This window comes from Occallatibacter savannae (assembly GCF_003131205.1).
Classification (GTDB): Bacteria; Acidobacteriota; Terriglobia; order Terriglobales; family Acidobacteriaceae; genus Telmatobacter; species Telmatobacter savannae.
The window spans coordinates 343,421-356,476 of the sequence record NZ_QFFY01000002.1 but is presented as its reverse complement, the minus strand read 5'-3'; the positions used below and the strand labels follow the sequence as shown (position 1 = coordinate 356,476).

The 13,056-nt window shown below is 59.3% G+C and carries 11 protein-coding genes, 1 tRNA gene and 1 pseudogene; 5 read left to right on the top strand and 8 right to left on the bottom strand.

The window, feature by feature from the left end:
- Positions 1-114: 114 nt before the first annotated feature.
- Positions 115-1,527 (top strand): tyrosine-type recombinase/integrase, encoded by a 1,413-nt coding sequence (locus tag DHV10_RS08940; RefSeq protein ID WP_162601353.1) that lies wholly within the window; start codon positions 115-117, stop codon positions 1,525-1,527.
- Between the two features lie 14 nt (positions 1,528-1,541).
- On the opposite strand, the gene DHV10_RS08935 is transcribed toward DHV10_RS08940, so the two are convergent.
- A tRNA-Met gene (locus DHV10_RS08935) sits at positions 1,542-1,618 on the bottom strand.
- Between the two features lie 229 nt (positions 1,619-1,847).
- Between DHV10_RS08935 and DHV10_RS08930 the strand changes: the two genes are divergently transcribed.
- Positions 1,848-3,320 (top strand): sodium:solute symporter family protein, encoded by a 1,473-nt coding sequence (locus tag DHV10_RS08930; protein WP_109486007.1) that lies wholly within the window; start codon positions 1,848-1,850, stop codon positions 3,318-3,320.
- A gap of 73 nt (positions 3,321-3,393) precedes the next feature.
- Positions 3,394-4,575, top strand: a complete 1,182-nt coding sequence (alr, locus tag DHV10_RS08925) for an alanine racemase (protein WP_109486006.1) — start codon at positions 3,394-3,396, stop codon at positions 4,573-4,575.
- On the opposite strand, the gene DHV10_RS08920 is transcribed toward alr, so the two are convergent.
- On the bottom strand, positions 4,572-5,249 hold the full coding sequence (locus tag DHV10_RS08920; protein WP_109486005.1) for a cytidylate kinase-like family protein: 678 nt from the start codon (positions 5,247-5,249) through the stop codon (positions 4,572-4,574). The two genes, alr and DHV10_RS08920, sit on opposite strands and share 4 nt — an antisense overlap.
- A 184-nt stretch (positions 5,250-5,433) precedes the next feature.
- Here DHV10_RS08920 and DHV10_RS08915 point away from each other — a divergent pair, with 184 nt between their 5' ends.
- Together DHV10_RS08915 and DHV10_RS08910 are read left to right on the top strand one after the other, a co-directional pair.
- The gene (locus DHV10_RS08915; RefSeq protein WP_109486004.1) at positions 5,434-5,763 is read left to right on the top strand and encodes a PadR family transcriptional regulator; all 330 of its coding nucleotides are present in this window, start codon (positions 5,434-5,436) and stop codon (positions 5,761-5,763) included.
- A 25-nt stretch (positions 5,764-5,788) separates the two neighbouring features.
- Positions 5,789-8,446, top strand: coding sequence for an ABC transporter permease (locus DHV10_RS08910; RefSeq protein WP_239461409.1), 2,658 nt, complete (start codon positions 5,789-5,791; stop codon positions 8,444-8,446).
- 161 nt (positions 8,447-8,607) lie between these two features.
- Here DHV10_RS08910 and DHV10_RS08905 read toward each other — a convergent pair whose 3' ends face one another.
- The 6 genes and pseudogenes from DHV10_RS08905 to DHV10_RS08885 form a co-directional block, all read right to left on the bottom strand.
- The gene (locus DHV10_RS08905) at positions 8,608-10,206 is read right to left on the bottom strand and encodes a DUF4097 family beta strand repeat-containing protein (protein ID WP_109486003.1); all 1,599 of its coding nucleotides are present in this window, start codon (positions 10,204-10,206) and stop codon (positions 8,608-8,610) included.
- Positions 10,203-10,526 (bottom strand): hypothetical protein, encoded by a 324-nt coding sequence (locus DHV10_RS08900; RefSeq protein WP_109486002.1) that lies wholly within the window; start codon positions 10,524-10,526, stop codon positions 10,203-10,205. The genes DHV10_RS08905 and DHV10_RS08900 overlap by 4 nt, the downstream gene beginning before the upstream one ends.
- Positions 10,523-11,275, bottom strand: a complete 753-nt coding sequence (locus tag DHV10_RS27970) for a LiaI-LiaF-like domain-containing protein (RefSeq protein WP_275425903.1) — start codon at positions 11,273-11,275, stop codon at positions 10,523-10,525. Before DHV10_RS27970 ends, DHV10_RS08900 begins: the two co-directional genes overlap by 4 nt.
- Positions 11,276-11,353: 78 nt before the next feature.
- Positions 11,354-11,398, bottom strand: a pseudogene (locus DHV10_RS28225) (hypothetical protein); the annotation flags it as partial.
- Complete coding sequence (locus tag DHV10_RS08890) at positions 11,386-12,264, bottom strand: anti-sigma factor family protein (protein WP_109486000.1); 879 nt, start codon at positions 12,262-12,264, stop codon at positions 11,386-11,388. The gene DHV10_RS08890 and the pseudogene DHV10_RS28225, both read right to left, overlap by 13 nt.
- Positions 12,264-13,022, bottom strand: a complete 759-nt coding sequence (locus DHV10_RS08885; protein WP_204101374.1) for an RNA polymerase sigma factor — start codon at positions 13,020-13,022, stop codon at positions 12,264-12,266. Before DHV10_RS08885 ends, DHV10_RS08890 begins: the two co-directional genes overlap by 1 nt.
- Between the last annotated feature and the right edge of the window lie 34 nt (positions 13,023-13,056).

Below are 13,056 nucleotides of genomic sequence, written 5' to 3'. Positions count from 1 at the left end.
CTCGCGTCTGAGTGGGACCCCGGTGAGGGGTGGTGCCATAGGGGGCATAGGGGCCTTCGTTTCCGAACATCTCCGAGACGCGACTGAGCAAATCCATTAAGAGGATTTGCGCACGTGCGTGCCCGTAAGGCAAAGGAACGAAATCTCGAGCCGGGATCAGCAAATCCCCCGTTCCAATTGGACGCGGTTCAGTTGTCACTCTGGCCGGAACTGGAACACAAGGACGGTTCTGAGCCCCAGTCACTCTCTATAAAATACGGTCAAGAGTCGTTGAGCCAACAACGGAAAGCTGGAATTTCGTTGGCGAGACGAAGGTATCAAAGAGGCACAGTCTTTAAGCGGGGCAAGCGGGAGAAAGTTTGGGTCGGTCGCTGGCTGGAAGATGTCCTCCTGCCGGATGGAACAATCAAGCGAGTCCATCGGTGTGATGTTTTGGGCTCGGTCAAAGACTTTCCCACGAAGCGCCTCGCTCAACGTGAACTCGACGGTCGAGTGGCCGTCGTCAACAGCCCGAATTACCGGGCGCGTCCAACAGCGACGTTCAGCCAACTGGCCGAGAGATGGAAGATGCTTGTCATGGTCAACCACGAAGATTCCACGCAGCGAAGCGAGAAATCTGACATCAAGGCTTGGACGTCGGCAATTGGAGCAGTTCAAATCCGAGACATTGGATGTGAACTGCTTCAGGAAGTCGTGAACGGCTGGACTTGCAGCGCAAAAACCATCAAGAACCGCGTAGGCACTTTTCGCTTGATTTGGGAAAAGGCTAAGGTCTGGAAGTACACGGCCGAGACCGCCTACGACGGACTTGAACTTCCTGAATGGGAGCGGGATGAACAACCCTGTTTCTCGATCGAGGAAATTGGCCGAATTATCGAGCGGTCACCGCAGCCATACAAGACGGTATGGCGGCTGGTAGCTGAGACAGGCATTCGGCGCGGCGAGATTTGCGGGCTTAATGTCGGGGACGTGGACGTGAACCATCGCATCATCGTGGTGCAGCGGTCACGGACGAAACTTGGGCGACTCAAGGCTCCCAAAGCAGGAGCCAGAAACGGACGGGTGAAACGGCGTGTCTTTAGCTTGTCACCGTCGCTGACAGAACATTTGCGTCCGTTTGTGGAGGAACGAGCAGCAGACCAACCCCTATTCCTCACACCCGGTCGGCTCACCAAAAACGGCAAAAGAATCGGCGGCGGAGTTCGGCTCGAACCAGATAACTTCGTGAAGAGAGCCTTGAAGCCAGTTCTGAAAGAGTTGGGGCTGGATGGTGGGGCTCATGCCTTCCGACATGGCAACGCTACTCTGCTGGACTCCCTCCACGCGCCGATGGCTGTCAGGCAAGAACGTCTCGGTCACGTCGATCCCAAAACCACAATGGGCTACACCCATGTGATAACAGCGGACGATGTGAGAATTGCCGAGCAACTCGGAGCACTTCTGGATAAGGAATTCCTTGCCCAAGATTTGCCCAAATCGTCTGTGAAAGCAAAAACGGCCTCCGAATTCATACCGGAAGCCGTTTAGATTCATCAGAACTTTGGTTGCGGGGGGCGGATTTGAACCGCCGACCTTTGGGTTATGAGCCCAACGAGCTACCGGGCTGCTCCACCCCGCATTCACAGTCTAGCAATGCCCCCTGCCCCGGTCAAATTCAGAGAACACTGGGATTCTGACCTGCCTTGTGATCCGTTACACTGACTCGCAGACCGTGAATCCGCCTGCCCTCAGCTTGAAAAGCCTCGCGCCACCAATCAGTTGCGCGGCGGCCCAGTAATTCCTCCGGAAGCGGGTCAGGAACCTAGCCTTCACCGCGGAACAGTCAATGCATAGGAGAGCCTCACCGCATGTCGCAACTCTACGTCGCCGTACTGGCCATTATCGTGGCGGTGCTTCTCGCGGTCGCACTCTACCGCGCCACGCGTGTCAAAACAAAGGCCGACTATCTTGTGGCTGGGCGTTCTCTACCCGCCGCGGTCCTCGTACTCACCCTGCTCACCTCCTGGATCGGAGCAGGCTCGCTCTTCGCCGGGGCCGAAAACGCCTATAAAAACGGATTCGCCGCTCTGTGGCAGCCAGCCGGAGGGTGGCTCGGCCTTCTGCTCATCTACTTCATTGCTCCACGGGCCCGCAAATTTGCCCAATTCACGTTGCCTGATCTTCTCGAAGCTCGCTACAACCAGACCGCACGCGTCCTCGGCACTCTCGCCATCCTTTTCGCATACGTGGGAATCACCAGCTACCAATTCAAAGGCGGAGGCGACGTCCTCCACCTCATTTTTCCTGATACCGTCTCCTCGCAGCTCGGCACGTACATAATCGCACTCTTCGTAATCGTCACTACCGCGCTCGCAGGCATGTCCTCCGTCGCCTACATGGACGTCGCCATCGGTTCTCTCGTCACCTGCATCTGCATCATCTCTGCGCCTTCTCTCCTCCACCAAGCCGGAGGATGGTCTGCGCTGCATTCCTCTCTGCCGCCGCAGTACTTCGAGATCTTCGGCAATTACCGTCTCTCACCACACGGCGTCCTTCAATCCCCAGCCATGGGGCTCGTCCGCGCTCTCGAGTTTCTCGTACCCACCATGCTTCTCATGCTCGGCAATCAAGTCATGTACCAGAAATTCTTTTCTGCCAAATCCGAGAGAGACGCACGCAACTCCGTCATTGGCTGGATCATCGGCACCGTGGTCCTCGAAACACTCATCGTAGCGATCGCCGTCTTCGGTCGCGCTCTTTACCCCACCGGAGAAGTCGCGCAGCACCCGCGCGAAATCATTCCCTACACCGCGCGCCACGGGCTCCCCGCGATCCTCGGTGCCGTCCTTCTCGGAGCCGTCTTCGCAAAGGTGATCTCTACCGCTTCAAACTATCTCTTCTCTCCCGCCACCAATCTGGTCAACGATGTCTTCGTTCGATACCTCGCACCCAACGCCTCGAACAAGCGCGTCCTCATCGTCTCGCGTCTTGCTGTCGTTCTTCTCGGATGCTGGGCTCTCTACCAGGCCATCTATGCCGAAAGCATTCTGCAGAAAATGCTCTGGGCCTACACCATCTACTCCGCGGCGCTCACCCCCGTCGTTCTCGCCGCCTTCTATTCAAAGCGCGTCACCGCATGGGGTGCAGTAGCCGCCATCGCCAGCGGAACCGTCGTCACCCTCGCATGGGATCTTCCCGGAGTGAAGAGCCTCTTCCCGCACATCATCTCCGATCGCGACGCTATCTTTCCGGCGCTCTTCGTGGCCATTGCAGCGCTCATCATCGTCAGCCTGTTCACTCCAGCTCCCTCCGAAGCGCAACTTGCCCAGGTAGCTGAATAGCAAACCTCTACAGTCACTCAATGCGATACCTGTGCTGAAAGGTTTCGCCTAGACTGATTACTTGAGCAGCTTCATGCAAACGCGCCCCTGCTGGGTCGAGATCTCCACTCGCGCCTTCGAAGACAACTGCCGTCTTCTCTCAAAGCTCGCAAACCCGCACGTCGACCTCCTCGCCATCGTCAAGGCGAATGCCTACGGCCACTCTCTCGCGGTTTGCGGTCCGGCAGCGGTTCGCGCCGGTATCAATTGGCTCGGCGTCACCAGCGTTGAAGAGGGTATCGAGGCGCGCCGCCTCTGTCCCGATGCCCGCATCCTTGTCATCAGCGGCGCATTCCCTCATCAAGGCGAAGACGTGGTCCGCAACAAGCTCACCGCGGTCGTTTGGGATCAATGGCAATTCGATCTTCTCGAAGAGGCCGCACGCTCTCTCAGCGTCCGTTCAATCTCCGTTCATCTCGAACTCGACACCGGCATGAACCGGCAGGGAGTGCAACCAGACCAGCTCCCTCATCTCCTCGCGCGCTTCCGTCGCGACTTTCCGCTTCGATTTGAAGGCGTGATGACACACCTCTTCGCCGCCGACGAAGCCGACGGTCGCGTCACGGAGGATCAGCTTTCCCGTGTGAACGATGCGCTCATCAGCATCAAATCCGCCGGCATTCATCCTGGCATACTCAACGTCGGCAACTCCGCCGCTCTCGTTTCCGGACAAGCAAGCAATATCGCTAAGCTCGCCTCCCGTTTCGAGATGAAGCCTCTCGTCCGCCCCGGCCTCGCTCTCTACGGCCTAATCCCAGAATTCGATCCGGAATTCTCATCCGCTGAGCCCATCTCGCTCGGTCAGGCGCGTCACGCTTTAAAGCCTGTGCTTACCTGGAAGTCACAAGTCGTAAGCGTTCGTCCCGTTCAACCCGGGAGCGTGGTCGGCTACAACGGCACCTTCGTTGCCACAGAACCCATGCGTCTCGCCCTCATCGCGGTGGGCTACGCCGACGGTCTCGATCGCAAGCTCGGCAATCATTTTTCGCTCCTTGTTCGTGGCCAGCGCGCACCGATTATCGGCCGCATCAGCATGGACCAGACTGTTCTCGATGTCACAGAGATTCCAGATGTCGTACCCGGAGACGAAGTCGTTCTTATCGGCCGTCAGGGAGAAGACTCGATCTCAGCCTTCGATCACGCCCACGCTGCCGGCACCGTTCCGTGGGAGATCCTCACGCGTATCGCGCCGCGCGTATCGCGCGTCGAGATTTAACAGTTTGCCACGGTGCCGATTGAGCTACCCGCGCCCACCGGCAGCGCAATGTCCAACTCAGCAGCACCTGCCACGGCCGCGATCATCGCATCGGTTCCCATCGCCGAGTTCAGCAGCATGTGATAAAGCCCGCGCGCGCACCACTCCTGCTGGTAGAACTTCCTGATCACCGCCGCTCGACGCTTGTCATGCTCCGCCAGTCGCTGCTCCGCATGCTGCGCCTCTTTTGGAAACGCTTGCGCAAACCAGTCCTTCTTCGACTTCATCGTTGCGTACACAAACACATGAAAGGTTCCCGGCTGGCATGCAAGCGCGCATGCTGCGCCCCGACCCACCAGCACGCAATTGCCCGCCTTCGCAGCATCGAGAATCTCTGCTTTGATTAGCGTCAGCATCCTTTCCGAGTCAAAGACCTGGTCTTCTGAAAGTCCGGTCATCTGATAGGCCGTATCATGCCAGAACACCTTTCCGTACCGGTAGTACCAGGGATCCAGCCGCTCGTCATACTTCGCCGCCAGTTCCGGTGTAACGCCCGCGCGCCGCGCCGCCGCACACACCAGTTCAGAGTCCAGCAGTTTCCATCCAAGCCGGTCTGCCAGATCATGGGCAAACTCACCTCCCCGAGAACCGTATTCCCGTTCAACCGTAATCACCCGGATCGGTGTCTGCCTCATAGCTTTCTCTCCCGTGCCAGCGAGCATATACCGAAACATCACACGCCCGGCAAGTACCTAGACTCTATGAAAACGGCTTCAGTTGCATCCCATCGCATCGCAATCTGAGTTCAGGCCTCAAGCTCGAAGTGCTCGTCACATATACCTTGACGATCTACAATCGCTCCTTGTAGACAGTCTAGGTATGGGCAAGCCAAGTGACCTCGTTCAGGGAACCCTCGATCTCCTCATCCTTAAGACGCTCCTGCTCGAGCCTCTTCACGGCTGGGCGATAGGCAAGCGAATTCAGCAACTTTCGCGCGAAGTCCTTCAGGTGCAGCAGGGCTCTCTGTACCCCGCCCTGCATCGCCTTGAACAGCAGGGTTGGATCAAGGCTAAGTGGGCTGAAAGCGAAACCGGCCGCCAGGCCAAGTTCTACGCCCTCACCGCTGCGGGCCGTTCCCAGTTAGAGAAGGAGACTGCCAACTGGAACCGCCTCTCCGCCGCCATCAATCTCGTGGTCGGCGAAGCATGAAGTCCATCACTTTCCTGGAGATCCCATGCGTCTGCTCGATCAAACCCGAATGGCAGTTTCATCCCTCTTCCGCCGCAGTCAGGCTTCCGCGCGTCTCGACGACGAGCTTCGTTATCACTTGGATCGCCAGATTAACGAGAACATCTCCGCTGGCATGTCGCCCCTTGCGGCTCGCACAGCCGCTCTCCGTCAGTTCGGCAACCCCGCTCTCCTACGTGATCAGGCACGCTCCACCTGGACCAGCGCATCGCTCGACTCCGTCGGTCGCGATCTCCGCTACGTCTCTCGTGCTCTCCTGCACTCTCCCGGGTTCACCGTCATTGCCGTCTTCATCATCGCCCTCGGCATCGGTGCTAACGTCGCGCTCTTCACCCTCGTTCACCGCGTCCTCCTCAGCCCGCTACCCTTCCCGAATCCTGCACAGCTCGTCTCCATTTATGAGACTGGCGGTAACAAAAGCTTCAGTTATCTTCCCGTGGATGCCGCCAGCTTCTTCGACTGGCAGCGCGCAACGGTCGACACCGCCGACATGGCCATGATCTCGCCCTTCCAGGGCTACAACGTCTCTGCCGAAGGAGGCAAACTCCCCGAGAAGATCAACGCAGGTGCATGCTCCTGGAACTTCTTCTCCGTTCTGGGCGTTCATCCGGCCCTCGGTCGCTCCTTCATCCCATCAGACGACAGCCTCAGCGCTGAAGCTACCGTGATCCTCTCCAACTCCTTCTGGCAGCGCCGCTATGCGGGCGACTCTGCAATCATCGGCAGAAAGATCTGGCTCGACGCAAAACCCTACACCGTTATCGGAGTCATGCCCCCGTCGTTCGTCTACACCGGAGCATTTGGTGGAAACAAAGACCAGGTCTGGACTCCCATTTCTCACGAGATGCCGGAATCCACGATGAAGACCTACGAAGATCACGAAATGATCGTCGTCGCCCGACTTCATTCAGGAGTAACTCTTTCTGCACTCATCAGCCGCCTTCAGGCTGTCCAGAAACAGATAAAGGCGGACCACCCTGGGCCTGCCGTTCACGAAAGCGTTATCGGCCGCTCCATGCTTGACGACGCCGTCCAGGACTACAAGACTCCTCTGTACGCCCTCCTCGCCGCTACTGGATGCGTTCTCCTCATTGCCTCCATGAATGTTGCCAGCCTCCTTGTTGCACGCACGGCATCTCGCCGCAAGGAACTTGCGATCCGTGTTGCGCTCGGCGGCGGCTGGTTCCGAATGATGCGCGAACGAATTCTCGAGAGCGCCATCCTCTCCGCCATCGGCGGTGCATTTGGTCTTCTGCTCGCTTACACCGCGATTCAATGGCTGGTCAGAACTCGCGAGGACATGAACCGCGTCGAAGCAATCCACATCGGTGCGGTTGAGATCGCCTTTGTCATCCTCGCCGTCATCGCCACAGCTTTCTTCGCCGGCTTGGCCAGCGCACTCAGTTCGAATCTGAAAGACGTTATCAGCGTTCTCCAGGACTCCTCGCGAACCGCCTCAAGCGGTCGAGCGCGCGCTGGTCTCCGCCGCACTCTCCTGGTGCTCGAAGTCTCCCTCACCGTCGTTCTCCTCATCGGTGCAGGCCTGCTCCTCAAGAGCTATCAGCGCCTGCGTTCAAGCGACCTCGGCGTTCCCATCGACAACGTTCTCACCATGCACTTCAACTTGCCCGACGCGCGCTACAAAACCCAGATCCAGCAAAACGACTTTTACGAAGATCTCCTTGCACGCGTGCGCGCACTGCCCGGAGTCCAATCCGCCGGTCTCGTCACCTCCGCTCCTGGTGAAGGCTGGGACGGCGACAACCTCGTCTCCGTCGTAGAGCATCCGCCGTTGCCAAAAGGCACAGGCCTGGACCTGCAGCATCGCGGTGCAGACCCCGGCTACTTCGCTGCCATGCACCTTCCCATCCTGCGCGGCCGCACCTTCACGTCGGACGAGCGCCTGCAGCGCGCCGACGTCGTCATCATCAGCCAGAAAGCCGCAGAGCTCTGCTTCCCAAAGGAAGACCCGATCGGAAAGCACATCAAAATTGACACCGATAACAGGACTGGCGAAGTCATCGGCGTCGTCGGCGATGTTCGCTGGAACATCGCGGAGCCAGCGATGCCGATGATGTACTGGCCCATCCTCGGCCACGGCTTCCAGAACGCTAGCCTCCTAGTTCGTTCCGGCTCCAAAGTCACTTCTCTCGCCATGCCAGTGCAGAAGGTCTTCAGCGCGCTCGACCCGGACCTGCCCATCTCTCACATCCAGACCCTTCGCGAGTTGGTCGGCAAATCCACGGTCGATTCGCAGTTCGACTCGCTCCTCGTCCTGGCCTTCGCGGTGATCGCACTTGTTCTCGCCGCCGCCGGACTCTACGGCGTTCTCACCTATCTCGTCACGCAGCGCACATCAGAACTCGGCATTCGTATCGCCCTCGGCGCTCGCCGCGAACAACTTCTCCGCACCGTCCTCTTCGATGGCATTCGCCCTGCTCTGCTCGGCCTTCTCGTCGGACTTGCAGGGAGCGCACTTGCAGTTCGCTTGATCCGTTCAATGCTTTATCAGACCGAACCGCTCGACCCCGCGGTCTTCGCCTCCGTGGCGGTGCTGCTTCTGGCAGTCGCAGTCTTCGCCTGCCTTCTCCCCGCCTGGCGCGCCTCCCGCCTCGACCCGATGCAAGCTCTCCGCACCGAGTGACATCGTTCAACCATTCAAGTCAGCCGCGCTGTCCAACCATTCACGAACCAGCCAAAAACAAAAAGAGGCGCGGAATTTCCGCACCTCTTCGCCTCTGCCTTTTACTCACTACTCACTACTAGCGTTCGTTACTCCCTAATCTCTGTTCCCTAATCCCTGCTTTACTGCGTTACCGGCGCCGCCGGCACCTTGGGCGCTTTCAAATGCGGCGCATTCGGAGGAGCCGGAGTTGCCGAAACCGCCGGTGGGGCGGGAGGAGCCTCATCTCCACGCTTGATGTGAATGTCCCCATTCTCTGCTTCGAGCACAACCTTCGGCCCACCTGCGCCGATTGTGCCGCTCACACTCTTGCTCTCATCCCCGCTGATCGACAGGGGGAAATCCGACACCACGTCGCCGTTGCGCGTGTTGCCGCTGATTGAAGCGCGCGCATTCGGCGGCAGACTCAACTCCACATCGCCCTTGCGGTTCTTCGCTTCCACCGCATAGCTCGCGGCCGGCTCAACCGCAATCCGTCCATCGCGATCCTCAACATACATATCTCCGTAAATCTGAGTCAGGTCAACATCCTTTGAATGCGTAATTACCCGAACCTGTCCCTTCGACTGGGTGACGCGCAGATTATCCGAGTTCAGCGTCAGATCGCCCGGCAGTGAGGCCACATCCATCTCCGTCACCGATGTACGTACGTGCACTGGACCGCTCACGTTTTCCATATGCACATCGCCAAACAGCTCACCATTGATCGAGACTTTGCCCGTGACTTCAGACAGCGTCAGGTCGTTACAGTTCCCTTCGGCCGTGATGTCGCCATCCACTTGGTGTGCAGAAAAGTCGCCCTTATCCGTTGAAAAATGCACCTGCACGGAACCCTTGATCACGCTCAAGTGCACATCGCCGTGACTGGAGTTGATCGTGACTCCGCCATTGAGATTCGCCGCCGTCACATCACCATGCCCCGAGTGCACGCTCACATGCGCCGACTTCGGCACCGTAACCGTCAGGTTCGATCGGCCCTTGTTGGTGCCGTCCGACTTCACAAGCACCGCACTACCACTCACCGTCACGCGTGCCTGCTCGGCATCGAAGATTTTCTTCGCCTCTTCATCCGAGTTCGCGAACGCAACCTGGTGCGCCTGCACTTCGATGTTCGCCGAGTCTCCTGAAGTAATGCTCACATCGCCGCGCGGATTCTCAATTTGAACTGATGCGTTCTCCGGAATCTGAATACTCTGCGCCTGCTGATCTAGATCGTGCTGCGGCTCTCCGAAGACGTTGAAGAAGTCGTCGCGGTCGCCCCAGTTGCTTCTCCAGTCACCCCAGTAGCCCCGTGTCCACCCTGACGCCGCGAAACCCAGAACCGCTAGCAGAATCAAAACTCCAACAAAACCCCCGCCGCGCCGCACCGGCGTCTCGCGCTTCAGATCCAGCGCCCACTCCGCCAGCATCGCCAGACCTGCTGCGATCAGCATCAGGGGCCACCAGCGGCCATACCATGTCCAGAAGGCGGAACCGCTGATCTTCCCAGAATGGATCAGCAGCCACACCACACCAATCGCAACCAGAATGAGCGGCCCAACCACAGAAGGCACCCGCGGTCCGTACGCGTGCTGATACTTCGCCTTGTACGCGTACTGCTGTGCCTTCCACGCATCGCGCTGCGCGCGCCATGCCGCCTTCTGCTGTTCGCGATAGACCCGCCACTGCGTCCGCGGATCGTAACCGCCCGGTGGCACATTTGGTGGAGGAACGGTGCTCATGACTGCCCTCCTTCAGACCCTCTTCCGTAATCCTGAGTCGCAGCGGGAACGATCGCCGCACCTGCCGGGGGCTGCGGAACTCCGGGCCCCGGCGCTGCCGCTCCATATGGATACTGTGAGCCTGCGTACGGAACCTCATCACCCGCCGCAGCCAGAGCCGCGCGCTCTGCTAGCTTCAGCACGCCGATCGTGATCAGCAGCAGCGGAAAGAACAGGCTCCAGAACTCCACGAGTCCAGCCTCGTGCAAGAGCGCAATCACGCCTGCCAGCACCAGAATCGCCGGCCCTCGTAAACGTCGAATCAGGATGTAGCGGTTCATTGCGCGCCTCCCTGCGGTCCAACTCCCGGTCCCTGCGGCGGAATCTGCGGTGTATCTCCAATGCGACGGATCACCAGCCACACACCAATCGCGATGAAGATCAACGGCCACAGAATGTGAATCACGCGCTCTGCCAAGAATCCGAGTTGATTCATCAGCAGCAGCAATCCAAACCCGATTAGGATCAGAGCTCCGATCGGCTCCTTCCGCTTCCAGAACACCGGCGGCACTGGAGGCGGCGGCGGCACAGCAGGATCAATAAACCCCGGCGGTGGTGGCGGCGTATACGCTGCCTGATATTGCGTGTACGGCACCTGCTGATAACTTCCAACTCCCGGCGCTGCTCCAGCACCCGGCGCAGGCCCGGCTCCGGGCGGCGGTACCGGCGGCTGGCCCGGCATTCCAGACCTCGGCGCACCCGGCTGCGGCCCGCCCAGGTTCAGCCAGTTCCCGACTTCATTCAAGCCAAGCGGGTCCGGCAGCGGCTGCCCATCGCGAATCGCCTTCGCCGTGTGGTACGCCTCAAACGACTGGTACAGCACCCACGCCGGAATAAACAGGCCGAATAATCCATAGTGCGTCGTGATGCTGATGATCACCACGAAAATCACGACGTGGATTAATCCCTTAAAGTACTGGGCGTTGTACATCGCGCCGACGCCGGGAATGATGCCAAGCACCGCCGCAACCGAAGGATTCGGCCCGCTCGCCTGAGCCACAAACGGCTGCTGCACGCTCTGCCACGCCATTAGGCATGGCTCGCACAGAATCTGACCGTTCCCCGCATTGCGAATACACGCTGCACAGAGCGGCTTCCCGCAATTCTGGCAGTACGCTGTTGCTGCCACCCCTTGATGATTTACGCAGTCCATACTGTGCTCCCTTCCCGTACTGCCATTTCTGAACCGGGTGTCAAAGAGCATCCGCCGGAATGCGCGGACTGATTTCCCAGGCCATCGACTTCAATGCCCCGGGGGTCTTGCCGGTCGTGAAACGTAACAGAAGTTTCCAGATAATCCGAGTCCTTCAGCGCTGGTGCCCCGCTTTGCTGCGGTGGATCGACGCGAGACCCGCCGTCTTTCCGATTAGGGATTTGTTTTGACTCCCCCGGCAGCGCCGGCTGAGTCTGATTCTGTTGCTGCTGCAGCTGGCTGTTGCGCCGCATCTCCTTCACCCTCGACTCGACCTCGTACACCAGCCGCAGGTGATCGTAATAGCGAATGATCGGCGTTGAAGCCATCGTCAGCCGGCGCTCCATGAAGGAACGAACCGCGCTCGGCCTCAGATTCGAAATCCGGAGATCCGTTAACCGCACGCCGGTCATGTTCAGCGTCAGCGCAATCGAGAAAAATGCCATGGCAGCCGTCATTAGCAGCCGGGGCTCGGCAAACCGCCGGATCCGCCCCATCATTCCCGGTCTCTGCCATGCCGGAATCGGCATCGAGACCACGTCGCCTGCCGTGGCCAGTTTGTATTCGGATGTGTGTCCCGGCCCGGTCTGCGCGAGGATCTTATCCAGGAGACCCTCCGGGACCTCTGGTTCCGGGCTTAGAAACTCCAGCCACTCCCGGCCCCGCCGCGCTTCTTCAAACATCGCGGTACACGCCGCGCAAGAAGCCATGTGTGAGGAGAAGACAGCCTCGTCTTCCGGCTGCAGCAGCCCGTCCAGCGCGTCCGCCAGCAGTGTCTCCCACTGCCCGCACGCTGGAGAGTTCGGGATGTTTCCGCGGTCTGCCATCACATCACCTCCCGCTTATTACGTTCCAGAAGCCTCGCCAGTTCCGCGCGGCCCCTGCTGATGCGGGATTTAACCGTCCCTTCCGGTATGCCCAGCACCTGGGCGATTTCCTTATAATCCATGTCCTGCAAGTCCCTTAATATCACTGCTTCGCGCAATTCCACTGAAACCTTCGCCAGCGCTCCCTGCACCATCTTGGCCAGTTCCTTCTGGGCTGCCTTTTCATGCGGTGAAGCTCCGTTGGCCTGAAGCCGATCCACCGGCCTCAGTTCATCCGTCTCGTCCCAACCCGCGTCCAGCGAATCCGTTACCCGCTGGTTCCGCGTCCGGCGGAAATTGTCCACCAGCAGGTTGCGGGTCATCGTCGTAATCCACACCTGTAGGCTGCCCCGCGCCGCGTCGAAACTGGAAAGATTGGAATATATCTTGAGGAAGACGTCCTGCGTAAGATCTTCCGCGTCAGCAGGATTCCCTGTAAAGCGATAACACAGCGCGTACACCCGCCGGTGATGCGTTCTCACCAGCTCGGCCCAAGCCCCGGAGTCGCCATCCATGCAGCGGCGTACGACCTGCGACCAGTCGATCTCCAGTGCATCCGGCATCATCGTTCTTGCTTCCTGACCGTGGCGGGCTGCCGGCGTCCTTGGCGTCTCGCCCAGCTTGCGCGAGGTCTGCGCTGCCGGACCATAACCGGATCCCCTCAGGGTGGGTTGGTTCGTGGCGATTTCCTTGCGCCGCGACGGCGCCGTCGGCGCCATCACTCCTGCCACGCTCCAGCTTAATGTACCCGCA